21 protein-coding genes and 4 tRNA genes are annotated in these 24,670 nt (G+C 69.2%); 9 read left to right on the top strand and 16 right to left on the bottom strand.

Annotation, left to right across the window (positions count from 1 at the left end; genetic code table 11):
• Positions 1 to 12 precede the first annotated feature (12 nt).
• From ASD93_RS05640 to ASD93_RS05625, 4 genes are all read right to left on the bottom strand, one after another.
• Positions 13 to 1,326, bottom strand: a complete 1,314-nt coding sequence (locus ASD93_RS05640; RefSeq protein WP_056119930.1) for an acyltransferase family protein — start codon at positions 1,324 to 1,326, stop codon at positions 13 to 15.
• 109 nt (positions 1,327 to 1,435) lie between these two features.
• A tRNA-Val gene (locus ASD93_RS05635) sits at positions 1,436 to 1,507 on the bottom strand.
• A 26-nt stretch (positions 1,508 to 1,533) separates the two neighbouring features.
• A tRNA-Cys gene (locus ASD93_RS05630) sits at positions 1,534 to 1,604 on the bottom strand.
• A gap of 55 nt (positions 1,605 to 1,659) precedes the next feature.
• A tRNA-Gly gene (locus tag ASD93_RS05625) sits at positions 1,660 to 1,732 on the bottom strand.
• A gap of 154 nt (positions 1,733 to 1,886) precedes the next feature.
• On the opposite strand from ASD93_RS05625, the gene ASD93_RS05620 reads away from it, so the two are divergent.
• A tRNA-Val gene (locus tag ASD93_RS05620) sits at positions 1,887 to 1,959 on the top strand.
• Positions 1,960 to 1,993: 34 nt separating this feature from the next.
• On the opposite strand, the gene ASD93_RS05615 is transcribed toward ASD93_RS05620, so the two are convergent.
• The 3 genes from ASD93_RS05615 to zapE form a co-directional block, all read right to left on the bottom strand.
• Positions 1,994 to 2,524, bottom strand: coding sequence for a type II toxin-antitoxin system PemK/MazF family toxin (locus ASD93_RS05615; protein WP_082569197.1), 531 nt, complete (start codon positions 2,522 to 2,524; stop codon positions 1,994 to 1,996).
• Positions 2,525 to 2,603: 79 nt separating this feature from the next.
• Complete coding sequence (locus ASD93_RS05610) at positions 2,604 to 3,872, bottom strand: ammonium transporter (RefSeq protein ID WP_056119928.1); 1,269 nt, start codon at positions 3,870 to 3,872, stop codon at positions 2,604 to 2,606.
• Positions 3,873 to 4,032: 160 nt separating this feature from the next.
• Positions 4,033 to 5,058 (bottom strand): cell division protein ZapE, encoded by a 1,026-nt coding sequence (gene zapE / locus ASD93_RS05605; RefSeq protein WP_056119924.1) that lies wholly within the window; start codon positions 5,056 to 5,058, stop codon positions 4,033 to 4,035.
• 121 nt (positions 5,059 to 5,179) lie between these two features.
• On the opposite strand from zapE, the gene ASD93_RS05600 reads away from it, so the two are divergent.
• Both ASD93_RS05600 and ASD93_RS05595 read left to right on the top strand, forming a co-directional pair.
• Positions 5,180 to 6,082, top strand: a complete 903-nt coding sequence (locus ASD93_RS05600) for a sulfurtransferase (protein ID WP_056119920.1) — start codon at positions 5,180 to 5,182, stop codon at positions 6,080 to 6,082.
• A gap of 48 nt (positions 6,083 to 6,130) precedes the next feature.
• On the top strand, positions 6,131 to 6,571 hold the full coding sequence (locus ASD93_RS05595; protein WP_056119917.1) for a SufE family protein: 441 nt from the start codon (positions 6,131 to 6,133) through the stop codon (positions 6,569 to 6,571).
• 10 nt (positions 6,572 to 6,581) lie between these two features.
• Here ASD93_RS05595 and ASD93_RS05590 read toward each other — a convergent pair whose 3' ends face one another.
• Entirely contained in the window at positions 6,582 to 7,802 is a 1,221-nt protein-coding gene (locus tag ASD93_RS05590) for an alpha/beta hydrolase family protein (protein ID WP_056119913.1), read from the bottom strand.
• A gap of 25 nt (positions 7,803 to 7,827) precedes the next feature.
• On the opposite strand from ASD93_RS05590, the gene ASD93_RS05585 reads away from it, so the two are divergent.
• The 4 genes from ASD93_RS05585 (at position 7,828) to ASD93_RS05570 (ending at position 13,044) form a co-directional block, all read left to right on the top strand.
• Entirely contained in the window at positions 7,828 to 8,418 is a 591-nt protein-coding gene (locus ASD93_RS05585) for a DUF3000 domain-containing protein (protein WP_414843694.1), read from the top strand.
• Positions 8,411 to 9,610: a ribonuclease D gene (locus tag ASD93_RS05580; protein WP_056119908.1), complete on the top strand. Its 1,200-nt coding sequence runs from the start codon at positions 8,411 to 8,413 to the stop codon at positions 9,608 to 9,610. The genes ASD93_RS05585 and ASD93_RS05580 overlap by 8 nt, the downstream gene beginning before the upstream one ends.
• Before the next feature lie 72 nt (positions 9,611 to 9,682).
• The gene (locus ASD93_RS05575) at positions 9,683 to 10,888 is read left to right on the top strand and encodes a thiolase family protein (protein WP_056119904.1); all 1,206 of its coding nucleotides are present in this window, start codon (positions 9,683 to 9,685) and stop codon (positions 10,886 to 10,888) included.
• Positions 10,889 to 10,899: 11 nt separating this feature from the next.
• Positions 10,900 to 13,044, top strand: a complete 2,145-nt coding sequence (locus ASD93_RS05570) for a 3-hydroxyacyl-CoA dehydrogenase NAD-binding domain-containing protein (RefSeq protein WP_056119901.1) — start codon at positions 10,900 to 10,902, stop codon at positions 13,042 to 13,044.
• Between the two features lie 126 nt (positions 13,045 to 13,170).
• Here the strand turns inward: ASD93_RS05570 and ASD93_RS05565 are convergent, their stop codons facing one another.
• The 6 genes from ASD93_RS05565 to dut all read right to left on the bottom strand — a co-directional run bounded on the left by ASD93_RS05565 (position 13,171) and on the right by dut (position 21,504).
• A complete protein-coding gene (locus tag ASD93_RS05565; protein ID WP_157536878.1) occupies positions 13,171 to 14,577 on the bottom strand; it encodes an HNH endonuclease in 1,407 nt (468 codons plus the stop codon).
• 60 nt (positions 14,578 to 14,637) lie between these two features.
• Positions 14,638 to 16,596, bottom strand: coding sequence for a 1-deoxy-D-xylulose-5-phosphate synthase (dxs, locus tag ASD93_RS05560; protein ID WP_056119898.1), 1,959 nt, complete (start codon positions 16,594 to 16,596; stop codon positions 14,638 to 14,640).
• A gap of 98 nt (positions 16,597 to 16,694) precedes the next feature.
• Entirely contained in the window at positions 16,695 to 19,529 is a 2,835-nt protein-coding gene (locus tag ASD93_RS05555) for an aconitate hydratase (RefSeq protein WP_056119895.1), read from the bottom strand.
• A gap of 138 nt (positions 19,530 to 19,667) precedes the next feature.
• Positions 19,668 to 20,459 carry a DUF3159 domain-containing protein gene (locus ASD93_RS05550; RefSeq protein ID WP_056119892.1) on the bottom strand — a complete coding sequence of 264 codons (792 nt, stop codon included), beginning with the start codon at positions 20,457 to 20,459 and terminating at the stop codon, positions 19,668 to 19,670.
• On the bottom strand, positions 20,456 to 21,055 hold the full coding sequence (locus ASD93_RS05545; protein WP_056119890.1) for a DUF3710 domain-containing protein: 600 nt from the start codon (positions 21,053 to 21,055) through the stop codon (positions 20,456 to 20,458). The genes ASD93_RS05550 and ASD93_RS05545 overlap by 4 nt, the downstream gene beginning before the upstream one ends.
• Entirely contained in the window at positions 21,052 to 21,504 is a 453-nt protein-coding gene (dut, locus tag ASD93_RS05540) for a dUTP diphosphatase (protein ID WP_200950593.1), read from the bottom strand. The genes ASD93_RS05545 and dut overlap by 4 nt, the downstream gene beginning before the upstream one ends.
• Positions 21,505 to 21,516: 12 nt before the next feature.
• Here dut and ASD93_RS05535 point away from each other — a divergent pair, with 12 nt between their 5' ends.
• Positions 21,517 to 22,005 (top strand): DUF3093 domain-containing protein, encoded by a 489-nt coding sequence (locus ASD93_RS05535; RefSeq protein WP_056119884.1) that lies wholly within the window; start codon positions 21,517 to 21,519, stop codon positions 22,003 to 22,005.
• Here the strand turns inward: ASD93_RS05535 and ASD93_RS05530 are convergent.
• A complete protein-coding gene (locus ASD93_RS05530; RefSeq protein ID WP_056119881.1) occupies positions 21,980 to 22,273 on the bottom strand; it encodes a DUF4193 domain-containing protein in 294 nt (97 codons plus the stop codon). The two genes, ASD93_RS05535 and ASD93_RS05530, sit on opposite strands and share 26 nt — an antisense overlap.
• A 210-nt stretch (positions 22,274 to 22,483) precedes the next feature.
• Here ASD93_RS05530 and sepH point away from each other — a divergent pair, with 210 nt between their 5' ends.
• Positions 22,484 to 23,512 (top strand): septation protein SepH, encoded by a 1,029-nt coding sequence (gene sepH / locus ASD93_RS05525; protein ID WP_056119879.1) that lies wholly within the window; start codon positions 22,484 to 22,486, stop codon positions 23,510 to 23,512.
• A 4-nt stretch (positions 23,513 to 23,516) separates the two neighbouring features.
• Here sepH and ASD93_RS05520 read toward each other — a convergent pair whose 3' ends face one another.
• Positions 23,517 to 24,632 carry an alkaline phosphatase family protein gene (locus ASD93_RS05520; RefSeq protein WP_056119877.1) on the bottom strand — a complete coding sequence of 372 codons (1,116 nt, stop codon included), beginning with the start codon at positions 24,630 to 24,632 and terminating at the stop codon, positions 23,517 to 23,519.
• Between the last annotated feature and the right edge of the window lie 38 nt (positions 24,633 to 24,670).

Below are 24,670 nucleotides of genomic sequence, written 5' to 3'. Positions count from 1 at the left end.
CGCGGCATCCGTTCAGGCAGGTCCTGACGATGCGCGTGCGCCGCCGACGACGTCCGAGAATCCGGCGCGCGGCGACGGCCGTGAGCCGGTGCGACGGAGCAACGCGACCGAGATCGCGTACGCTGCCGCACCCCCGATGGCGAGCGCTGCGTCCAGCCCCAATTCCATGACGCAGAAGGCGGGAATGAACGCCAGCACGACTCCGACTCCGACGGCGAGCGGTCGCGGTCCCTCTGGCAGCGGCGGGATCGCCTCCCAGCGGCCGACCACCAGCGACAGCGCAAAGAGCAAGCCCATCACGACGAGGAACATCGGAATGCGGCTCCACCACCACGCCGCACTCGCCGGCGCTGGTGCCGCGCCCGGAATGACCAGGGTGAGACCGGTGACGGCGAGGATCACCGGCAGATGCCACAGGTAGATCGTCATGAGGCGGCTCCCCACGACGAATACGACAGCACGCGCGGCACGCAGCCCCATGACGGCTGAGAGCGGTCGCTTGAGCAGGCGCAGCACACACGCCTGCGCCACGGCCAGCACGATCAGCGGCAATGTGGGCGGGTTGAGACTCGCGAGCATGCTCACGCTGTACGGACCGACCGCCGTGAGCGGCCAGAGCGCCAGATAGCAGGCGGCGGCGATCGTGGCGAGCACCACCGGCTTGGCGCGGTCGAAGACGCCGCGGAAGTACCAGATCCCCAGCTGCTGGCAGAAGAGCCAAACGAAAGCCAGGTTGAAAAGTCCGATGTCCTCAAGTCCCGTCGAGTAGCGCAGGGCATCGACGATGACGACCCCCGCCGCGAGGAGGCCGATCGTCAGCCGCGGCGCGGCCTCATCAAGTCGCATCATGAGCGGCACGCAGGTCTGGCAGAGCAGGTACGCCGCGAGGAACCACAGCGGGGACCCAGCGCCGATCGCCGCGGCGGAGACGATGTCGGGCGCGATCTGCAGGATCGTCGCCGCGCCCAGCACGATCGCGAAGAACACGAAGAGGGGAAGCGCCGGCTGGGCGAGCCTGAGGGCGCGTCCGCGCACGAAGGCCGTCGCACCGCCGCCGCGTGCGGTATGCGATCTCCACCCGGCCGCGGATGCGAAGCCACCGACGACGAAGAAGAGCGGCATGATCTGTCCGGCCCATGTCGCCGGCGCGAACCAGTCCTGCATCTCGGCGGGACGCGTCACGACGAACGCACCGGCATCATCCACACCGATGCCGACTTGGAGGAGATGGATCACGACCACCAGCAGCACGCACACCACGCGTGCCAGGTCGAGCGTGAGGTCGCGCGTGGCGAGGTCGACCTCGGGCGCGGCGGAACGTGTCATTCGGTCTCCATCGACGTCGGACCCCGACACTAGCAACCGCCGGCGCGCCTCCCGGGCAACTGTGCCGGGGAAAGCAGAAAACCCCCGGCAAGCCGGGGGTTTCAGTGTGTGCGCGATACTGGGATCGAACCAGTGACCTCTTCCGTGTCAGGGAAGCGCGCTACCGCTGCGCCAATCGCGCCTAAAGAGGCTATTCAGTTGTCGGTGAGGTGGCGACGGGATTCGAACCCGTGTAAACGGCTTTGCAGGCCGGTGCCTAGCCGCTCGGCCACGCCACCGCGTGTGGTTTGACCCCACGTGCCGTGACTTCCCGAAGGGAAATCCCTGCACTCGAGCGGATGACGAGACTCGAACTCGCGACCCCAACCTTGGCAAGGTTGTGCGCTACCAACTGCGCTACATCCGCATTTCATCCCCGGATTCGCACCCGGGCACTTGAACGACTTTAGCCCACGAAACGCGGACTGCAAAACCGGGCACGACCCGCGCGTGTCTCCTCAGCGAGGTCGGAGAGAGCATCCTGGATCGGGTAGTATCGAGTCTCGGCCCCTCGGGGCCACGGGCGATTGGCGCAGTTGGTAGCGCGCTTCCTTCACACGGAAGAGGTCATCAGTTCGAGTCTGGTATCGCCCACCGAAAGCCCCCGCGACAGCGGGGGCTTCGTCGTTCACCGAGGCTGCTCCCCCGCTCCCGCACGCCAGCCGTAGCGATGGTGGAGGGCACCCGCCACCCGCGTGAAACGGTCGAGATCGAGGACGGATGCCTCGCGCCGCATCCCCTCGCGGTGCACGCGGTAGATCTGCTCGACATCCACCCACGACGGCCGCCCCTGGGAGTCCCACGGGCCCGCACCGATGGCGAGGTAGTCGCGATCGCCGTCGTGCGACTTGCTCGTCAGGCGCACGGCCAGCACGTGGTCCGCGTCCTCGCGTGCGATCACGAGCACGGGGCGGTCCTTGCCCCGGCCGTCTCGCTCGTCGTAGGGCACCCACGTCCAGACGATCTCGCCGGTGTCCGGGTCCCCGTCGATGCTCGGCGCGTAGGTGATCGTGAGCCCGTCGGGGCGGGGCGGCTCGATCTCGACGGTCGCCGTGGGGCCCACGGCGCCGGGCTCGCCGTCTCCCGAGATCGCGGGCGCCGGCTGCGGCGACGGGCGGAAGAGCTGCGAGAGGCGGCTGAGCAGCCGCGGCCGGGTCATCACGAGGTCAGACTAGTGCGCACGCGAAAGGGGCGCCGCGGATGATCCGCGACGCCCCTTACGTGCTGTGTGGCGAAGGTCAGGCCCGAGCCTCCTCGAGGACGTAGCCCTCTTCGCCGTGGATGACGGTGTCGATGCCGGCGACCTCGTCCTCGTTCTTGACGCGGAAGCCGATGGTCTTCTCGATCGCGAAGCCGATGATCCAGGCCAGCACGAAGGAGTAGATCAGGACCGAGAAGGCGGCGATCGCCTGAACCAGCAGCTGCGTGCCGTCGCCACCGGTGAACAGGCCGGTGTTGGTGGCGAAGAAGCCGAGGAACAGCGTTCCGATCAGACCGCCCACGAGGTGGATGCCCACCACGTCGAGCGAGTCGTCGAAGCCCCACTTGAACTTGAGCTCGATCGCCAGGGCGCAGACCGCACCGGCGATGAAGCCGAGCAGGATCGCCCAGCCCGGGGTGAGCGACGCGCAGGCCGGGGTGATCGCGACGAGACCAGCGACCGCACCGGAGGCGGCGCCGACCGAGGTCGGCTTGCCGTCCTTGATCTTCTCCACCACGAGCCAGGCGAGCAGCGCAGCGGCAGGAGCGGCGATCGTGTTGACGAACGCCAGCGCGGCGGTGCCGTCGGCGGCGAGCTCGGAGCCCGCGTTGAAGCCGAACCAGCCGAACCACAGCAGGCCGGCGCCGAGGAGCACGAACGGCGGGTTGTGCGGGACGTGGACGCCCTTCTGGAAGCCGACGCGCTTGCCGAGGACCAGCGCGAGGGCGAGCGCCGCGGCACCGGCGTTGATGTGGACCGCAGTACCACCGGCGAAGTCGATCGCGCCGAGGCCGAACCACTCCTGCATGCCGTAGGTGATCCAGCCGCCGTAGGCGAAGCTGCCGTCCTCGGCGAGGCCGAAGTTGAAGACCCAGCTGGCGACCGGGAAGTAGACGATCGTCGCCCAGATCGCGGCGAAGATCAGCCAGGAGCCGAACTTGGCGCGGTCGGCGATGGCGCCGGAGACCAGCGCGACGGTGATGATCGCGAACGTGGCCTGGAAGGCGACGAAGGCGAGCGGCGGGTAGGCGGCGCCCTCAGGAACCTCGATGAGCGCGGTCAGTCCGATGTTGTTCCAGTCGATCGACCACGGCGGCACGAGGCCCTCCGAGCCCGGGAACGCGATGGCGTAGCCGTAGACGACCCACAGGACGCCGATCAGACCCAGTGCGCCGAAGCTGAGCATCATCATGCTGATGACGCTCTTCGCCTTGACGAGTCCGCCGTAGAAGAATGCGAGTCCGGGCGTCATCAGAAGCACGAGCGCTGCGCATATCAGGATGAATGCGGTGTTGCCTTGATCCATCTCAGGGAGAACCTCTCTGCAGGGACGCAGGTATCGCGTCGGGTCCCCCCAGTGTCGCCACCGCCGGTTTCCACCGCGGTTCACCCTGTGTTTCCCGTCGGTTACGTGAGGGGCGCGTGCGTAAACATCGTGTTTCGCCGCGCCTCATCGGCGCCGGGAATCAGGCGAGAGTCGACGCAACGAGACGCGAGATGGCCCGCAGGTACTTCTTGCGGTACCCGCCCGCGAGCATCTCCTCGGGGAAGACGAGGTCCAGCGACGTGCCCGTCGCCCGGATGGGCAGCTCCGCGTCGTAGACCCGGTCGATGAACGCGACGAACCGCAGCGCGGCCGACTGGTCGGCCAAGGGCTCCACGTCGCGCAGACCGACGGCCGAGAGGCCATCGATGAGGCGGATGTAGCGCGACGGATGCACGCGTGCCAGGTGTGCGACCAGATCGGCGAAGGCGTCGTCCGAGACCGCGCCGCGGGCCGAGGCATCCGCGATCGCCGCGTCGTACTGCGGACCAGTGAGCACCGCGGCGTGCCCGTCGACCGCGCGATGCCTGTAGTCGGTGCCGTCGATGCGGATGGTCTGGAAGCTCGACGCCATCGCGTGGATCTCGCGAAGGAAGTCCTGAGCTGCGAAGCGGCCCTCGCCCAGGGCGTTGGGCGGGGTGTTGGATGTCGCGGCCAGGCGGGTGCCGCTCGAGACGAGCTCGCCGAGCAGCCTCGTCATGACCATGGTGTCGCCCGGATCGTCGAGCTCGAACTCGTCGATGCAGAGCAGGTCGGCACCGCGGAACAGCTCGACCGTGTTCTGGTAGCCCAGAGCACCGACGAGGGCGGTGTACTCGATGAACGAGCCGAAGTACTTCCTGCGGGCCGGCATCGCGTGATAGACCGCGGCGAGAAGGTGGGTCTTGCCGACGCCGAAGCCGCCGTCGAGGTAGATGCCCGGCTTGGTCTCCGGTCGCTTGGCCTTGCGGAAGAAACCGCCCTTGGCCGGCTGGGCGGCGCCGGCGAACACCTGGAGGAGGTCCTTGGCCTCCTGCTGCGACGGGAACGCGGCATCCGCGCGATACGTCTCGAAGGTCGCATCGGCGAACTGCGGCGGCGGAACGAGCGCCGCCACCATGTCGGCGCCGGCGAGCTGCGGGGTGCGGTCCGCGAGATGGACGATGCCGGTCGGGGCGGGCGCGCTCATAGGAGATCCTGTGTCGGAGTCTTACGGGAGCCGGATGCGGCGTCCCGCGGGAATCTAAGGTCGAAGTCGACGGTTCAACCCTAGTCGTCACACCCTTTCGCCCCGACCCGAGGAGCAGCCCATGACCGTCGAGACCGACACGTCGTCGCCGAAGTTCGCCGCCTACGCGCACCCGGGACGCCTCGTCACGGGAGACTGGCTCCAGGAGCGGCTGGGCGCACCCGGCCTGGTCGTGGTCGAGTCCGACGAGGACGTGCTGCTGTACGAGACCGGCCACATCCCTGGCGCCGTCAAGGTCGACTGGCACACCGAGCTGAACGACCCTGTGGTCCGCGACTACGTCGACGGGGAGGGCTTCGCGCGGCTCCTGTCCGCCAAGGGCATCTCGCGCGATGACACGATCGTCATCTACGGCGACAAGAACAACTGGTGGGCGGCCTACGCGCTGTGGGTCTTCTCGCTGTTCGGCCACGAGGACGTGCGCCTGCTCGACGGCGGCCGCGACACCTGGATCGCCGAGGGGCGTCCGATCACCACCGACAAGCCCGCGCCCGCGCAGACCCAGTATCCGGTCGTCGAGCGCGACGACGCCAAGCTGCGAGCGTACAAAGACGACGTGCTCGCGCACCTCGGCAGTCCGCTCATCGACGTGCGCTCCCCCGAGGAGTACGACGGCTCACGCACGTCGGCGCCGGCCTACCCCGAGGAGGGCGCCCTGCGCGCCGGGCATATCCCGACCGCCCAGAGCGTGCCGTGGGCGCGCGCTGTGGCCGAGGACGGCGGTTTCAAGAGCCGTGCGGAGCTCGATGCGATCTACCGCGACGAGGCCGGGCTGCAAGACGGCGACGCCGTCGTGGCCTACTGCCGCATCGGCGAGCGATCGAGTCACACGTGGTTCGTGCTCACCCACCTGCTCGGGTTCGAGGATGTGCGCAACTACGACGGTTCGTGGACCGAGTGGGGCAGCGCGGTGCGCGTGCCGATCGCGACGGGCTCCGAGCCCGGCGAGGTCCCCGGGCGCTGAGTCGAGGCATCCGCCCCGCCCTGCGCGCCGCGTGAAAGGATGGCGGGGATGACCGATGCCGCCCTCCCCGAAAGCCTCGCCGCGATTCGCGACGAGTTCCTCGAGCTGCCCGAGTCCGACCGCCTGCAGCTGCTCCTGGAGTACTCGCAGGAGCTCCCCGCGGTGCCGGCGGAGTACGAGAATCACCCCGAGCTGTACGAGCGCGTGGCCGAGTGCCAGTCGCCCGTCTTCATCGTCGTGGACGTCTCGGACGACGACGTCGTCGCCATGCACGCGACCGCTCCGGCCGAGGCGCCCACCACTCGCGGCTTCGCGAGCATCCTGGCGCAGGGCATCACCGGACTGACAGCGGATGAGGTCATCGCCATTCCGGCGGACTTCCCGCAGTCGATCGGGCTCACCAAGGTCGTCTCGCCGCTGCGCATCTCGGGGATGACCGGGATGCTCATGCGCGCGAAGCGTCAGGTGCTCGCCAAGCGCGTCGGCTGACGCCGCCGGCTCACACGTCGGCGCGGACGGATGCCTCCGTCAGACCCTGCTCGACGAGCCACCCCGTGATGCGCTCCGTCCAGCGGTCCTGGTCGTAGTTCCACAGCTTCGTGTGACGTGCGACCTCGAACACCTCGAGCTGCACGAGGTCGGGGCGCGCCACGACGAGATCGTGCGAGGCATCGGACGGCACGAAACCGTCGTCGTCACTGTGCAGGATGAGCATCGGATGCCGCAGCTCCGCCGCGCGCGCCACGACGTCGAGCCGGTCGAACGGGATCGCGCTCCCCGCCCGCGTGATCGGGGCGACCCACTCGTGCTTGAGCGCCTCGATCGCGAGGCCGCTCACGGTCGGAGGAACGTTCATGATGCGTGCCTGGTACTCCAGCACGATGCGCCAGTCCACCACCGGCGACTCGAGGATGAGTCCTGCGATCGATGCGCGGTGAGCGGAGTTGAGCGAGACCTGCAGGGCGATCGCCCCGCCCATCGACCACCCCATGAGGATGATGCGCCGGGCGCCTCGGCGCCGCGCGAAGCCGACCGCGGCGTCGACGTCGCGCCACTCGGTCGCGCCGAGCGTGTAGGTGCCGGCCCGACTGCGCGGCGCTTCGCCGTCGTTGCGGTACGAGACCACCAGTGTCGTGATGCCCAGCCCATGGAACAGCGGCACCGCACGGAGGCATTCGGCGCGGGTCGTGCCGCGGCCGTGCACCTGGATGACCCAGACCTCGCCGTCGCCGGACGGGAACAGCCACGCCGGGCACGGGCCGACCGATGATCCGATGAGCTCGGGCGTGTGCGTCAGCTGAAGCTGCTCGGGACGGTCGTAGTACCAGCCGCTGAACGCCGCGTCGGGAGACAGCCGCGCGTCGGCGCCGACGTGCGTGAGCAGCTTGCGCTTCACGCTCGTCTCGTCTTCGGACAGCACCGACCCGAGCTTGACGTAGCTGGACGTTCCGGTGGTGAACAGCCCGTAGCGACCGGGCAGACCGGTGTCGGGTGTGCGCGAGAGCGTGATCGTCTGCGCCGCCGTGTCCAGCGAGAGGATGCGGGTGTCGGCGCGTCGCAGAGCCGGGGTGACGATCCGCCGAGCCATGTGGATCGACGCCACGGCGGTCGCCGAGAGCACGCCGGCGAGAGCCACGCTGAGGATCGTGAGCGCGGCCCTGACTCCGGTCAGGAGGGCGGGTGATGCGCCGCGGATCGCGGCGCGCCTGGGAGCGGCCATCGAGGCCTCACTCTAGTCTGTCCAAGTGGCTGAGCTTCGTCCTCCGGCGGCTATGACGCCGTTCGCGCATGCTGCCGAGTCCGTGCGGGCCATCCTTTTCCGCGACGACCTCTCGGTGAGCGAGATCGCCGCGCCGTCGGGACTTGCGCCGGATGCCCTCGCCCTCCGAGGCGACGTGCGTCCCGAGGCCGAAGGCGAGGAGTCCGCTTACGGCACCGGGCGGCTGGTGCTCCTTCACGACTCCGACGAGCCGGGGCAGTGGAACGGACCGTGGCGGATCGTGTGCTTCGCTCAGGCGCCCCTCGAACCCGACATCGGGGTCGATCCGATGCTCGCGGATGTGGCGTGGGCCTGGCTGACGGATGCCCTGAGCTCGCGGAGCGCGGGGTACCACTCGGCATCCGGCACCGCCACCAAGACGCTGTCCAAGGGGTTCGGATCGCTGGCCGCCGAGGGTGACGGCGCTCAGATCGAGTTGCGGGCGTCGTGGTCGCCCGAAGGCGAGATCGCGCCGCACGTGGAAGCATGGGCGGAGTTGGTGTGCATGCTCGCGGGTCTTCCGCCGGGCTCGGAAGGGATCGCAATGCTGGGTTCGCGCAAGGCGCCGCGTGACTGAATACGTCGTCATCGATCGTCTCGACGACTTTCGGGACGCCGCGCAGAAACTGGCCCTCGGCCATGGCCCGGTGGCCGTCGACGTCGAACGCGCGTCAGGCTTCCGCTATTCGCAGCGCGCGTACCTGGTCCAGGTCTTCCGCCGCGGTGCGGGAGTGTTCCTCTTCGACCCTCCGCCCATCGGCGACTTCTCTGCCCTGCAGGAGGCGATCGGCGACGAGGAGTGGATCCTGCATGCGGCAAGCCAGGACCTTCCGTCGCTGCGCGAACTCGAACTCGAGCCCACGTCGATGTTCGACACCGAACTCGCCGCACGGCTCCTCGGGCATGAGCGCGTCGGGCTCGGAGCCGTCGTCGAGGACACCCTGGGGATCACGCTCGCGAAAGCCCATTCGGCGTCCGACTGGTCCACGCGCCCGCTTCCGCAGTCGTGGCTGGAGTACGCCGCGCTGGATGTCGAGCATCTCGTCGACGTGCGCGACATCCTCGTGGCCGAGCTGGCCGAGCAGGGGAAGACCGAGTTCGCGGCGGAGGAGTTCCGCGCGGTGCTCGAGCGAGAGCCCAAGCCGCCGCGCGAGGACCCGTGGCGGCGCCTGAGCGGTCTGCACCAGATCCGCGGGCGTCGACCTCTCGCGATCGCTCGCTCGCTGTGGACGGCGCGTGAGGACTTCGCGCGCGCGCAGGATGTCGCCCCCGGCCGGCTCGTGCCCGATCGCGCGCTCGTGGCCGCGGTGCTCGCCGATCCGAAGTCGAAGTCCGAGCTCGCGTCGGTGAAGGAGTTCACGGGCCGGGCGAGCCGTACCCAGCTCGACCGCTGGTGGCTGGCGTTCGAGGACGGACGCGCCGCGACCGATCTTCCGCTCGAGCGCATCCCCGGAGGCGACACCCTCCCCCCACCGCGTGCCTGGCCGGATCGCAACCCCGAGGCCGATGCGCGTCTGAAGGCCGCTCGGCCCGTCGTGGAGGAGATCGCGCAGGAGCTGCGGATGCCGACAGAGAACCTCCTCACCCCCGACCTGCTGCGCCGCGTGGCGTGGGCTCCGCCGGAGCCGGTGACCGCGGCATCCGTCGGCGAATCCCTCGAAGCGCTCGGCGCACGCGGTTGGCAGATTGCGCAGACCTCACAGGGGATCGCCGATGCCTTTGTCGGTTCCGTGCAATCGGCTGCGACGGCGGCCGAGGACGCTTCGTAGGATTCCCCCACCCGATTCCGGCGGGTCCGAGCGCCCTCCTAGGCTGGCGGCATCCCTATTTTTGGAGGCAGAGTGGCCGAGCTTTCGGACGTCTTCTTCGTCGATGGAATGCGCACCCCGTTCGGGCGCGCCGGCGAGAAGGGCATGTACTGGAACACCCGATCGGATGATCTCGCCGTGAAGGCGACGATCGGGCTCATGGAGCGCAACCCGGACGTTCCGAAGGACCGCATCGACGACGTGGCGATCGCCGCGACGTCGCAGACGGGCGACCAGGGGCTCACGCTCGGGCGCAGCGTCGCGATCCTCGCGGGACTCCCCCAGACGGTTCCCGGGTTCGCGATCGATCGCATGTGCGCAGGCGCCATGACGAGCGTCACGACGATGGCCGGATCGATCGGGGTCGGGATGTACGACGTCGCTCTCGCGGGCGGCGTGGAGCACATGGGCCACCACCCCATCGGCGGCAACGCCGACCCGAACCCGCGCTTCGTCTCCGAGCGCATGGTCGACCCCGGGGCGCTCAACATGGGCGTCACCGCCGAGCGCATCTTCGACCGCTTCCCGCACCTCACCAAGGAGCGCTCCGACCGCTACGGCATGCTCAGCCAGCACAAGGCACAGGCCGCGTACGACGCGGGCAAGTTCCAGCCCGACCTCGTCGCGGTGGCGACCAAGGACGCCGAGGGCTCGTGGGGCCTCGCCACCGAGGATGAGGGCCGGCGCCCGCAGACGACGATGGCCGACCTTGCCGCGCTGAAGACCCCGTTCCGTCCCCACGGACGGGTGACCGCCGGCACGTCGTCACCGCTCACCGACGGAGCGACCATGTCGCTCCTCGCCGGGGGCGGCGCCGTCAAGGAGCTCGGGCTCGCCCCGAAGATGAAGCTCGTCTCGTTCGCCTTCGCCGGAGTCCAGCCCGAGATCATGGGCATCGGGCCGATCCCCTCGACCGAGAAGGCGCTCAAGAAGGCCGGGCTCACCATCGCCGACATCGGCCTGTTCGAGCTCAACGAGGCCTTCGCCATCCAGGTGATCTCGCTCCTCGACCACTTCGGCATCGCCGATGACGACCCGCGCGTGAACCAGTGGGGCGGCGCGATCGCCCTCGGCCACCCGCTGGCCGCATCGGGTGTGCGCCTCATGATCCAGCTCGCGGCGCAGTTCGCCGAGCGCCCCGACGTCCGGTACGGCCTCACGGCGATGTGCGTGGGCCTCGGCCAGGGCGGCTCGGTCATCTGGGAGAACCCGCACTACGACGGCAAGAAGAAGAAGTAGGACCGCCTCGCATGACGAACTACGAAGAGATCGACTTCTCCCCGCTGGACGCCCTGGCAGAAGGTGAAGTCGTCACGCACTCGCGCGTGCGCGACGTCCGCCTCCCCTCCGGCAAGGTCCTCGCGCTCGTGACGCTCGACAACGGCCGCGACCACACTCGGCCCAACACGCTCGGTCCGACCACGCTGAAGCAGCTCGGCGCGACACTCGACTCCCTCGCGGCGCGAGCGGCGGCCGGTGAGATCCAGGCGGTCGCCGTCACCGGGAAGCAGTACATCCTCGCGGCCGGTGCCGACCTCTCCGACATCTCGAAGGTCGGGTCCAAGGACAACGCCCGTCTCGTCGCGCAGCTCGGGCACCACGTGTTCGGCAAGCTGTCGGAGCTCGGCGTTCCCGCGTTCGCCTTCGTCAACGGACTCGCCCTCGGCGGCGGGCTCGAGATCGCGCTCAACTCCACGTATCGGACGGTGGATGCCTCGGCCGCGGCGATCGCGCTCCCCGAGGTGTTCCTCGGAATCATCCCGGGATGGGGCGGCACCTACCTGCTGCCGAACCTGATCGGCATCGAGAACGCGCTCGAGGTAGTGATCTCGAACCCGCTCAAGCAGAACCGCATGCTCAAGCCGCAGCAGGCGTTCGACTACGGGATCGTCGATGCGATCTTCCCCGCCGCGAACTTCCTCGAGGATTCGCTCCGCTGGGCCGACGGCGTGCTCGGCGGCTCCGTCAAGGTCGATCGCAAGAACGAGCCCGGCAAGATCGAGCGCCTCACCAAGTGGCCGATCGCCATCAAGGTCGCCCGCGGAATGCTCGAGTCCAAGATCGGCACCGTCCCGAAGTCGCCGTACGCGGCGCTGGAGCTGCTCGACAAGGCGAAGAGCGGCACCAAGGCCGAGGGCTTCGCCCGTGAGGACGAGGCGCTGGCCGATCTCGTCGTCGGCGACCAGTTCGCGGCATCCATGTACGCGTTCGATCTGGTGCAGAAGCGTGCCAAGCGGCCGGTCGGGGCGCCCGACAAGGAGCTCGCCAAGAAGGTGACCAAGGTCGGGATCATCGGCGCGGGTCTCATGGCGAGTCAGTTCGCGCTGCTGTTCGTACGCAAGCTGCAGGTTCCGGTGCTCATCACCGACCTCGATCAGGCGCGCGTCGACAAGGGCGTGGCGTACATCCACGAGGAGATCGGCAAGCTCGAGGCGAAGGGACGCCTCGACGGCGACAGCGCCAACAAGCTCCGCGCCCTCGTGACCGGCACGACCGACAAGAGCCTTTACGCGGACTGCGACTTCGTCATCGAGGCCGTGTTCGAGGAGGTCGGGGTCAAACAGGCCGTCTTCGCCGAGATCGAGCAGTTCGTGGCGGAGGATGCGATCCTCGCCACCAACACCTCATCGCTGTCCGTCGAGGAGATCGGCGCGAAGCTCGCACATCCCGAGCGCCTCGTCGGCTTCCATTTCTTCAACCCGGTCGCGGTCATGCCGCTGATCGAGATCGTGAAGACGGGGCAGACCTCGGATGCCGCGCTCTCGACCGCTTTCGTCGTGGCGAAGAACCTCGGCAAGAACGCGGTGCTCACGGCGGATGCGCCCGGCTTCGTCGTCAACCGGCTGCTCGCCAAGGTGATGGGCGAGGCCGCGCGTGCCGTCTACGAGGGCACGCCCGTGTCGGATGTCGAGAAGGCCTTCGCGCCGCTCGGCCTGCCGATGGGCCCGTTCCAGCTCATCGACCTCGTCGGCTGGAAGGTCGCCGCCCACGTGCAGGACACGATGGTGAAGGCGTTCCCCGACCGGTTCTACGCGAACGAGAACTTCCACGCTCTCGCGGAGCTTCCCGAGGTCGTCGAGAAGGACAAGGGCGGCCGGGTCACCGGCTGGACAAAGGCCGCGGAGAAGCTGCTCAAGCCCGCCGTGGGTTCGTCCCCGGCATCCGCTGCGACGATCCTCGCGCGCGTGCAGGATGGCCTGGCCCAGGAGATCCGCATCATGCTCGACGAGGGCGTCGTCCCCGAGGTCGAGGACATCGACCTGTGCCTCATCCTCGGCGCGGGCTGGCCGTTCATCGACGGCGGCGCGTCGCCGTACCTCGACCGCGAGGGTGCGTCGGAGCGCGTCTTCGGCGACACGTTCCACCAGCCGGCGATCAGGGGCATCGGCGCCTGACTTTCTGACACCTGGTTGACGACCGCCGGGATCCCGCACGACGAGTGACGTGGATCCCGGCGGTTCGCGTTTCCTCCCGCGGGCACGTCGGTGCGAAGCGCTTGGTGGAAGCGGACGCGCCGGATCTCAGCGACGCGCCGGATCTCGACCGGCCGCGTCAGGTCTCGACGGCGCATCGGATCCAACGGTCCGACCGAGGCTAGAACGGTGCGTCGTCGCCGCCTGGTGGACCGGATGGACGGAAGACGGGCACCCCCCTTCGGGTTTGACGAGGTACTGGCGCCCGGTCGGCGACCGCCACAGCAGCGCCCCACCTTCGTCGGGGAGGTGCTCGACAGCCCAGCCACCGTGATGTTTCACCGTGTGATGCCCGACGCATAACGGGGCGTGGTTGTCGAGGGCGGTGTGGCCGCCATGCTCCCACGCGATGTTGTGGTCGATCTCACACCTCGACGCCGGGATCCCGCATCCGGGTGCCATGCACCGGTCTGCGCGCCACCTGATGAGCTTTCGCAGGGCCGGTGGTGGGCGGTACCGGGTGCGACCTACCGACAGCACCAGTCCGGTCTCGGGGTGGGTGAGCACCCGCATCCAGAGCTCGTCTCCACCGCAGAGAGTCTTGGCCACGCTGAGCGGGATCGGTCCGATTCCTTCCACCGTCGCCGGGGCGAGCCCCTGTCGGTGGCGGGCGGTGTCGTCCTCAGCCAGCAGCGCCAGCGCGGGCACAGTCACTGCGACGGTGGCCCGGATCCCCCGTGCCCCGTCGGGATGAGCGGCGGTCGAGCCTTCGATGAGCAGGTCGCACAGCACGTCCGCTCGGGTCTGAGCCAACGACCGGGTCTCCTCCGGCTCAGCGTTGATCACTTTCGCCATCCTCGTGACCCGGTCGTGAATCGCGTGCGCTTCGACCGCGGGCAGGTACGCGTGCAGCCACGCCATCCCCTGCGCTGCGGTCTCGACGACGATCCGACGGTCCGCCAACGCCTGCACGTGTCGCTGCGAGAGCGTGGCGGATTCTTCGGACTCGATCAGTCTCTGCAGCTGCCGGCGGAACGATCCCACCGGCAGTTCCATCGCCAACTCGACCGCTCGGCCCGTCAGCCGCTCGCGCACATCGGCGGATGCACAGTCCATCAGCTGCACGAGGACTGGCGTGTGCCGCTCGGTGATACGTGCCCGTCCCAGCGCTTCCAGCGCGTTCGGGTACCGGTGCACCAACGCCTCGGCCTGCGCGAGCAGCGCCCCGGCCGTGCTCTCGGTCATCCCCAGGGCCGCAGCCAGCTCAAGACGCACCGATCGTTCGACGATCTCCACCCCGCCTCCGCCGTATCCGCCCAGGCCCCCGCCGTACCGACCTGCATCCTCGACCGCGTTGGACCGCAGCCGTTCGACGCGTTCGAACCGCTCGGCCGCGATGACCGACATCATCCGCGCGACCTCGGTGACCAGCTCCACGTCGTCCGGAACGGGAGCGGCCCATCCCGGCACCGCATCATCGGACGCGAAGTCCGGGCCGTCGGGGAGGAATGTCATGCTTCAGACGTTAGAACATACCTCCTACATCGCGAGCGCAGCATCCCGCGATCGCCGCACCTAGCGCTGCTTCTCTTCGCTCCGGGTGATCGAGGCGATCATCGGGATCTCGTTCGTCGCGCCGCGCGCGACGGGGATGCGCGTGCCCAGCACCTGCGACACGACGTCCTGAGCGATCTTCGCGGGAGTGAGGCCGGCGTCCTCGAGGATCTGCTCGCGGCTCGCGTGATCGATGAACTCGTCGGGAAGGCCGAGCTCGTCGACCGCCGTGTCGATTCCCGCCTCGCGCAGAACCTGGCGCACACGCGTGCCGATGCCGCCGACGCGGATGCCGTCCTCGAGGGTGATGACGAGGCGATGGGATGCCGCGAGCTCCACGATCGACGGCTGCACCGGCACCACCCACCGGGGGTCGACGACGGTCGAGCCGATGCCCTGTGCCCGCAGGCGCTCCGCGACCTCGACCGCGATGTGGGCCATCGGCCCGATGCCCACGATGAGCACGTCCTCGGCGTCCGAGCGCGAGAGCACGTCGACCCCGTCGTCGAGACGCTCGATGGCGGTCAGCTCCGGGCTCACCGAGCCCTTGGGGAACCGGATGACCGTCGGCCCGTCCTCGACCGCGACGGCCTCCTGCAGCACCTCGCGAAGTCTCGGCTCGTCACGGGGGACGGCGATGCGGATGTGCGGCACGATCTGCAGCATCGCGAGATCCCAGATGCCGTGGTGACTCGGTCCATCGGGCCCCGTGACGCCGGCGCGATCGAGGACGAACGTCACTCCGGCGCGGTGGAGCGCGACATCCATCAGCACCTGATCGAACGCGCGGTTCATGAAGGTGGCGTAGATGGCCACGACGGGGTGCAGTCCGCCGAAGGCGAGTCCGGCGGCCGACGCGACGGCGTGCTGCTCGGCGATGCCGACGTCGTACACGCGCTCGGGGAATCGCTGGGCGAACGGCAGCAGACCGGTCGGCCGCAGCATCGCCGCGGTCATGGCGATGACGTCGTCGCGCCGCTCCCCCACCGCGACGAGCTCGTCGGCGAAGACGTCGGTCCACGCGGGCGAGCCGCTGGGGCCGCCGACCGTCCGTCCTGTCGCGGGATCGATCTTCCCCACGGCGTGGAAGGCATCGGCCTCGTCGTCGAGAGCGGGCTGGTAGCCGCGGCCCTTCTCCGTGATCGCGTGCACGATGACCGGCGCACCATAGGTCTTCGCGAGCTCGAGCGTCTCGATGAGGGTCGGCAGATCGTGACCGTCCACCGGCCCGAGGTACTTGATGTCGAGGTTCGAGTACAGCGCGGCATTGTTCGTGAAGCGCGAGAGGAAGCCGTGGGTTCCGCCGCGCACGCCGCGATACACCGCGCGTGCGGCCGGTCCCAGCTTGCGGAACAGGCTGTCGGAGCCGCGATGCAGGTTGCGGTATGCGTCGGCCGTGCGCACCCGGTTGAGGTAGCGGGCCATACCGCCGATGGTGGGGGCGTACGAGCGCCCGTTGTCGTTGACGACGATGATCAGGTTGCGGTCGTTGTCGTCGGAGATGTTGTTCAGCGCCTCCCACGTCATGCCGCCCGTGAGCGCGCCGTCACCGACCACCGCGATCACATGGCGATCCTTGCGGCCCGTGCGCGTCAGCGCGCGAGAGACGCCGTCCGCCCAGCTCAGCGAGCTGGATGCGTGGGAGGACTCCACGACGTCGTGCGGGCTCTCGGACCGCTGCGGGTAGCCGGCGAGTCCGCCGCGCGAACGGAGCGCGGAGAAGTCCTGCCGGCCGGTGAGCAGCTTGTGCACGTACGACTGGTGCCCGGTGTCGAAGACGAACGGGTCGGCCGGCGAGTCGAACACGCGGTGGAGCGCGATCGTCAGCTCGACGACGCCCAGGTTCGGCCCGAGGTGACCTCCCGTGCGCGCGACGTTCTCGATGAGGAAGCCGCGGATCTCCGCCGCCAGTTCTTCGAGTTGATCGGCGCTCAGGGCGTCGAGATCTCGGGGTCCGGCGATCGACGACAGCAGCGACATCCGCGCTCCCTTCACGGCCCGGCTGGGCGTTGTCAGTCTACCCGTGACGCACCGGAGGGGCCGGTGCGCTTGCGCGCTCCGGCCCCTCCGGGTATGCGTCAGACGAGCGAGCGCAGCACGTACTGCAGGATGCCGCCATTGCGGTAGTAGTCGGCCTCACCGGGCGTGTCGATGCGCACGACCGCCTCGAAGGTCACTGGCTGCTTGCCCTCGGGCGAGAACTCGCTGGGCTCGGCCGTGACGGTGACGGTCTTCGGCGTGACGCCCTCGTTGAGCTGCTCCAGGCCCGTGATCGAGACGATCTCGGTGCCATCGAGTCCGAGCGACTCCCAGCTCTCCCCGGCCGGGAACTGCAGCGGGACGACACCCATGCCGATCAGGTTCGAGCGGTGGATGCGCTCGAAGCTCTCGGTGATGACGGCCTTGACGCCGAGGAGACTCGTGCCCTTGGCCGCCCAGTCGCGCGACGAGCCGGAGCCGTACTCCTTGCCGCCGAAGATGACGAGCGGGGTGCCCTGGGCCTGGTAGTTCATCGACGCGTCGTAGATGAACGACTGCGGGCCGCCCTCCTGCGTGAAGTCGCGCGTGAAGCCGCCCTCGACGACCGCGCCGTCGTTGACGGCGCTGACGAGCAGGTTCTTCAGGCGGATGTTCGCGAACGTGCCGCGGATCATGACCTCGTGGTTGCCGCGGCGCGAGCCGAAGGAGTTGAAGTCCTTCTGGCGCACACCGTGCTCCTCGAGGTACTTCGCCGCCGGGGTGCCGATCTTGATGTTGCCCGCGGGGCTGATGTGGTCGGTCGTGACCGAGTCGCCGAGCGTCGCCATGACGCGGGCGCGGTGGATGTCGGCGACCGGCGTGAGCTCCATGGTCATGCCATCGAAGTACGGCGCCTTGCGCACGTAGGTCGAGTTCGCGTCCCACTGGAAGACCGAGTCATCCGGCGTGGGAAGGTTCTTCCAGCGCTCGTCGCCCTCGAACACGGTGGCGTACTGCTTGATGAACTGCTCGCGCGAGATCGACGTGTCGATCGTGGCCTGCACCTCTTCGGGCGAGGGCCAGATGTCCTTGAGGAACACGTCGTTGCCCTCGGTGTCCTTGCCGAGCGGGTCGGTCTCGAAGTCGAAGTGCATCGAGCCGGCCAGCGCGTACGCGACGACCAGCGGGGGCGACGCGAGGTAGTTCATCTTCACGTCGGGGCTGATGCGTCCCTCGAAGTTGCGGTTGCCCGAGAGCACGGCGGTCACGGCCAGGTCATGGTCGTTGATCGCGGCGGAGACCTCTTCGATGAGCGGTCCCGAGTTTCCGATGCAGATCGTGCAGCCGTAGCCGACCGTGAAGAAGCCGAGGCCCTCGAGCGCCTTGTCGAGGCCGGACTTCTCGTAGTAGTCCGTGACGACCTTGGAGCCGGGGCCGAGCGTGGTCTTGACCCACGGCTTCTGCTTGAGGCCCTTCTGCAGCGCGTTGCGGGCGAGGAGGCCCGCGGCGAGCATGACCGACGGGTTGGACGTGTTCGTGCACGACGTGATCGCCGCGAGCGTGACGGCGCCGTTGTCGAGGATGTACGAGGTCCCGTCGGGAGCGGTCACCTTGACGGGCTTGGATGCCGCAGCCGGCCCGCCGCTGGAGATGTGCACGACCCGCGTCTCCTCGTGCTCGTCGCCCGGCGCCGCGCCCGGGTCGGAGGCCGGGAAGGAGTGCTTCGACTCGAGGTCGACGATGTCGGCGGACGTGGTCGCGTCGGCGTAGTTGAGGATGTCGATCTCGAACTGCGACTTGGCCTCCGACAGCAGGATGCGGTCCTGCGGGCGCTTCGGGCCCGCGATGCTCGGCACGACAGTCGACAGGTCGAGCTCCATGTACTCGCTGAACGACGGCTCGTGCGACGGGTCGTGCCAGAGCTTCTGCAGCTTCGAGTAGGCCTCGACGAGCGCGACGGACTCGTCGCTCCGGCCGGTGAGGCGCAGGTAGTCGAGCGTGACCTCGTCGATCGGGAACATGGCGGCCGTGGAGCCGAACTCGGGGCTCATGTTGCCGATCGTGGCGCGGTTCGCGAGGGGCACGGAGGCCACGCCGGCTCCGTAGAACTCGACGAACTTGCCGACGACGCCGTGCTTGCGCAGCATGTCGGTGATCGTGAGGACGACGTCCGTCGCGGTGACGCCGGCGGGGATCTCGCCGGTCAGCTTGAAGCCGACGACGCGCGGGATCAGCATCGAGACGGGCTGGCCGAGCATCGCGGCCTCGGCCTCGATGCCGCCCACGCCCCACCCGAGCACGCCGAGGCCGTTGACCATCGTCGTGTGCGAGTCGGTGCCGACGCAGGTGTCGGGGTAGGCGCGCAGGACGCCGTCGACCGAGCGGTCGTAGATGACCTTGGCCAGGTGCTCGATGTTGACCTGGTGCACGATGCCGGTGCCCGGGGGCACGACCTTGAAGTCGTCGAACGCGGTCTGACCCCAGCGGAGGAACTGGTACCGCTCGCCGTTGCGCTCGTACTCGATCTCGACGTTGCGCTCGAGGGCGTTCTCGGTGCCGAAGAGATCGGCGATGACCGAGTGGTCGATGACCATCTCGGCGGGCGAGAGCGGGTTGATCTTGTCGGGGTCGCCGCCGAGGGCGCCGACCGCCTCGCGCATCGTGGCGAGGTCGACGATGCAGGGGACGCCGGTGAAGTCCTGCATCACGACGCGGGCGGGCGTGAACTGGATCTCGGTGTCGGGCTCGGCCGCGGGGTTCCACGAACCGAGGGCCTCGATCTGCGCCTTCGTGACGTTGGCGCCGTCCTCCGTGCGCAGCAGGTTCTCCAGGAGCACCTTCAAGCTGAACGGGAGCTTCTCGTACCCCGCGACGGTGTCGATGCGGAAGATCTCGTAGTCGGTGCTGCCGACCGTCAGGGTGCTCTTCGCACCGAAGCTGTCAACCGTGGACACGTCTGTCTCCTTCGTCGGCGGCGGGAGCGGGATCCAAGCCCGGCACTCCCCATCTTCCCCCGCCCAGGAGCCCTCGGCTAGTGAGGGTGACCTAATCCTCGACGGAGTCGAATTTATCTTGATGTCAAGATAAATGTATCACTCTGCGGCGACGTCGTCTCGCGTCTCGCGGCGCGGGTAGAGCGCGCGAACGGCAAGCCACGTCACCGCCACCAGGGGCGCGAACAACGGCAGGCCCATCACGAGCTTGAAGGTGCCCAGTGCGGTGACGTCGCCCGCGAAGTACAGCGGGACCTGCACCAGCAGTCGTGCCGCGAAGAGCGCAGCCCAGGCGATGGCGAGCCAGAAGAACACGCGACGCTTGCGCTTGTCGGCGCGCCAGGCCGTTCCCTCGGACATCAGGAAGCCGACGGCGAGCCCGATGAGCGACCACCCGATGAGCGCCGACACGAGGAAGGCGGTGCCATAGACCGCGTTGGTGATGAACCCGGGGATGAAGCTGTCCTCGCCCCTGCCCGTCAGCAGCGAGAGCCCGGCGGCGGCCGCGGCGGCCACAAGACCGCCGATCGCGGCGGCGGCGGACTGCTTCTGCACGAGACGCACGAGGGTGAAGATCCCCGCGAGACCGACAGACAGCACGAGGCTCAGGAGAAGATTGCCCGATCGGGTGGCGGGATCGTAGGTCGCCGTCCAGGTGATCAGGAACACGACGCCGGGGAGGACCGACTCGAGCACGCCGCGCCAGCCGCCCATCGCCGCCCAGACGACGTGACCGGTGGAAGCGCCCTCCGCCGGGTCGAGGCCGGCGCGCTTGGCGGCGCTTCCGAGCGCCGCACCCACCAGGTCCGAAGCGGATGCCGCGGCCGGGGGCGGCGGCGTGAGATCGGCGCTGCGCTGCTCGTCCCCCTCGGGCTGGGACGCGTCGCTCACGCGACCCCGGGGGTGGCGGGCATGCGCAGCGGGATGAGGTCGCGCGGGGGCATCGGCGAGCCGCCGCGCACCACGACGATCGAGCGGAAGAGGTCTTCCACCGCGGCCGCGGCCTCGACGTCCGACGTGGCGGCGCCGCCGATCACGCCGCGGAGGAACCACCGCGGGCCGTCCACGCCGATGAACCGTGCCAGACGCTTGCCTGCCGCACTGTCCGGCCCCGCGACGACCGGCACCTCCGCGAGGAGTTCCGGCCCCAGCGGGCCTTCGCGCTCCTCGACACGACCGCCCTGCTGGCGGATCTGCGCGCGGATCTGCTCGCGCGTCTCGGCCCACAGGCCGGCCGTGCGCGGTGCCGCGAACGGCTGGACCTGCAGGGTCGAGTCGGCGTAGTCCAGGCCGACGGCGACGATGCGCTTGGTCTGCTCCTCGACCTCGAGACGGAGGTTCAGGCCCTCGCGCGGAAGGATCTTGATGCCGCCGAGGTCGATGTACGGCCGGACCGGGTTGGCCTCGGACTCGTCGAAGGGACCGGCGATCGCACGATCTTCCGGTCCATCCTTCTGCGGGGCGTCCGCGGGCGTGGGGTCGGTCATGCCAGGACTCCGTCCTTCTTGTAGCCGGTGGAGCCGAAGCCGCCTTCGCCTCGGACGCTCTCGGGCAGAGCCTCCACGGGAATGAATCTGACGCGCGGCACGGGCATCACGATGAGCTGCGCGATCCGATCGCCCACGGCGATGTCGTGCGCCTGCTCGGCATCGGTGTTGAGGAGGATGACCTTGATCTCGCCCCGGTATCCCTCGTCGACGGTGCCGGGGGCGTTGACCACGGTGATGCCGTGCTTGGCCGCGAGTCCACTGCGAGGAACGACGAAGGCGACGTGCCCCTCCGGGAGTGCGATGCGCACGCCCGTGCCCACCATGGCCCGCCGGCCGGGTTCGAGGCGCACCGCCTCGGCCGCGACCAGGTCGGCGCCGGCGTCGCCCGGGTGCGCGTACACCGGGACGTCGGAAGCGATAATGGGGACGTCCACCGTTTCAGTCACCCAATGAGGGTAATGCAGAAGACAACGCTCGATGTCGGGGCCGGCGAGTATCGCGAGAGGCTCGGCCCCTCTTTGTGGATCCTGGTGAGCGCCGCGGTGGCCGGGCCGATGGCCACGGCCGTGTTCGCCCCCATCGACACGACCGCGGCGCTGGTGATCGGCGCGGTCGTCGGGGTGGCGATCGTGGCTCTGCTCGTGGCGGGCTCACCGGTCGTCGCGATCACGAACGGTGAGTTGCGCGCGGGGCGCGCGCACATCGACGTCACTCTGCTGGGCGACCCCATCGCGGTCACGGGTGAAGAGGCGAGGACAGCACGGGGTGCGGGTCTGGACCCGCGATCATGGCACGTGATCCGCGGCGGGATCGACGCGGTGATCGTCGTGCCGGTCATCGACCCCGACGACCCGACCCCGGTGTGGGTGGTCTCCACCCGCACGCCGGATCGGCTCGTCGCGGCGATGCGCCGCGCTCAGGTCAGGCGGCGCACTCCGCGCAGATAGGTCCGTGGGCGGTGTCGTGGTCGAGCTGCGAACGGTGCTTCACGAGGAAGCAGTTCGAGCACGTGAACTCGTCCTCCTGCGGCGGCAGGACGACCACGTCGAGCTCGAGGTCCGACAGATCCGCTCCCGGCAGCTCGAAGCCGGACGGGTTGTCGGCGTCCTCCACATCGACCGCGCCCGAGAGCTTGTCGGGGACGCGTTCCTTCAGCGCCTCGATCGACTCGCTGTCGTCCTCGGTCTTGCGGGGGGCGTCGTAATCGGTGGCCATGCGTAAGCGTCTCAACTTCCGGAGTATCTCGGGTGCGCGCCCCTTCGGGCGGCGATAGTTTGCATGACGGGGCTCGATTTCGCAAATGCGGAAGATCGGATGCCGTGCCCTGCGTCCGCCTGAAACTCGCGCCACGCGCGGGATATTCCCGGCCGTCGACACCGCCTGTGTCAGCATGGGCGGGACACGCAGGATCGGAGGCGCGTTCGCATGGAACAGCTCAAGGTGATCGGAACCGAGGACGACAGTCTCGTTCTGGCGACCGAGTCCGGCGAGAGGTTCGCACTCGCCGTCGACGAGGTGCTGCGCATCGAGCTGCGCAGAGCACGCCGTGAGCGGGACGGAGACGTGCAGGCAGCGCGGCCGAGCCCGCGCGAGATCCAGTCCCACATTCGTGCCGGGCTCTCCGCAGACGAGGTCGCGAGCCTTCTCGGCGCACGTGTCGAAGATGTCATCCGCTTCGAAGGCCCCGTGCTCGCCGAGCGCGAGCACGTCGTCGGTCAGGCGCTCGCCGTGCCCGTGCTGCTCGGCGGCGACTTCGAGTCCGACGCCAACGCGACCTTCGGGACGGCGGTGCGCGCCAAGCTGGCCGAGGCGGGGGCGATCGCCGAGCGCTGGACCAGCTGGAAGGATCACACCGGCTGGATCGTCAAGCTCGAGTTCACTGCGAACGATGTGGACCACGACGCACGCTGGGGCTTCGACCCTCGTCGAAGCACTCTGTCACCTCTGAACGCCGATGCGATCCAGCTGTCGCGCCAGGGTTCGCTGCCGGACGGATTGATCCCGCGCCTGCGGGCTCTCGAGACCGCGCCGGCCAAGGACGACACGCGCTTCGACAGCGGCGCGTTCGGTCCTCGCAAGCTCCCCGATGCCGACCTGGAGTCTCCCGACCTTCCCGCACCCGCGGCGCCGGCCGTGCAGCAGGCGGCGATCAAACGTGCGGACGAGCCGATCGCGACGTCCGCCGAGACCGCCGACCTGCTCGAGGCGCTGCGGCGCCGCCGTGGTCAGCGCGAACCGCTCCCGGGTACCGAGGAGGCGGCGTCGAGTCGCTCGCACTCCCCCGTGGCGCTCTTCGACGCGCTCGAGCCCGGCTACGACGAGGCCGTCGCGGACGAGATCGACGAGATCGAGTTCGAGGTGCCGTCGGCTGTCGCGGAGGCGGGGCGGCGCAAGGGCCGGACGTCCATGCCGTCCTGGGACGAGATCGTCTTCGGCGCCCGCACCGAAGACTGAGCGGTCAGGCGAACGCCCCGAGCCGAAGCAGGGGCACGACGCGCTCCTCCGGGGTGAGCGAGCCGTGCTGCCCGATCATCTTCTGCGGGCTCTTGTCGGCCGCACGGTCGTCGTAGTACACGACGGCGGATCGCGCTGCGACGACCACGTCTCCGATCCTCGGAGCGACCTCGGCGTCCACCGGCCCGAGAAGGCCCGACGCGATCAGCTCTTCGCGAGACAGCACCCAAGATCGCGATGCCTCGGCCACCCGCCAGTTGTGCAGCACCGCCCGCTCCTCTCCGGGCTCGGCGTAGAGGTGCAGCATCCGCGGTTCTCCGCCGATGAGGCGCACGCCCTCGAGCAGCCGGTCTCCCTCGCGCAGAAGGATGTGGCGGTGCCGCGGCACGTCCACCATCCCGTGGTCCGCGGTGACGATCGCGCCGACACCCGGGGCGAGGGCGCCCGCGAGGGCGCGGGCGGCGGCATCCACCTTCTCCAGGCCCACGAGCCACTCGTCGGACTCCCAGCCGCGGCGGTGGCCGAGGCCGTCGAGCTCCGGGGCGTACAGGTAGACGAGTGAGCCGGGGGTGCGCGAGGCCAGGTCGGCGGCCGTCTCGAAGCGCTCGACGAGATCGTCGACACCGTGGAACTCCGCGCCTGCCTGCGTTGCGGCGGTGAAGCCCGTTCCGGCGTACTCGCGCTTCGTGACGACGAAGAAGGGGCGTCCGGAAGACGACGTCAACGGCACGGACCGCTGCCACGACAGCGGCAGGCCGTCGGTGTCCCACCCGCGGAGCTGGTTGATCACGTCATCGGTGCCGGGGACGCGCGCACGATAGCCGACAATCCCATGCTCACCCGGTTCGGTCGCGGTCAGCAGGCTCGTGAGGGCCGACGCCGTCGTCGACGGGAAGACCGTGCGGGCGACGTCCTTCTTCGTGCCCGCCTGAGCGAGGAACCGCGCATGTCCGGCGCGGGCGGCGAGGTTGAGGGAACCGAGCCCGTCGACGACGAGGACCACGGCGCTCTTCGCGGGGGCGAACCAGTCCGAACGGCCATCGAGCGCCGCCGACATCTGCGGCACGACACCGGTGAGGCTCCGGGCTCGCAGCGGGTCCGCGGGTAGGCTGAGGGACATCGGGGTCAGTCTCGCACACACGCGATCGGCCCCCACCG

The sequence above is a fragment of the Microbacterium sp. Root180 genome, from assembly GCF_001428485.1.
In the GTDB taxonomy this organism is placed as follows: Bacteria; Actinomycetota; Actinomycetes; order Actinomycetales; family Microbacteriaceae; genus Microbacterium.
This window is presented reverse-complemented; position numbering and strand designations above follow the sequence as displayed.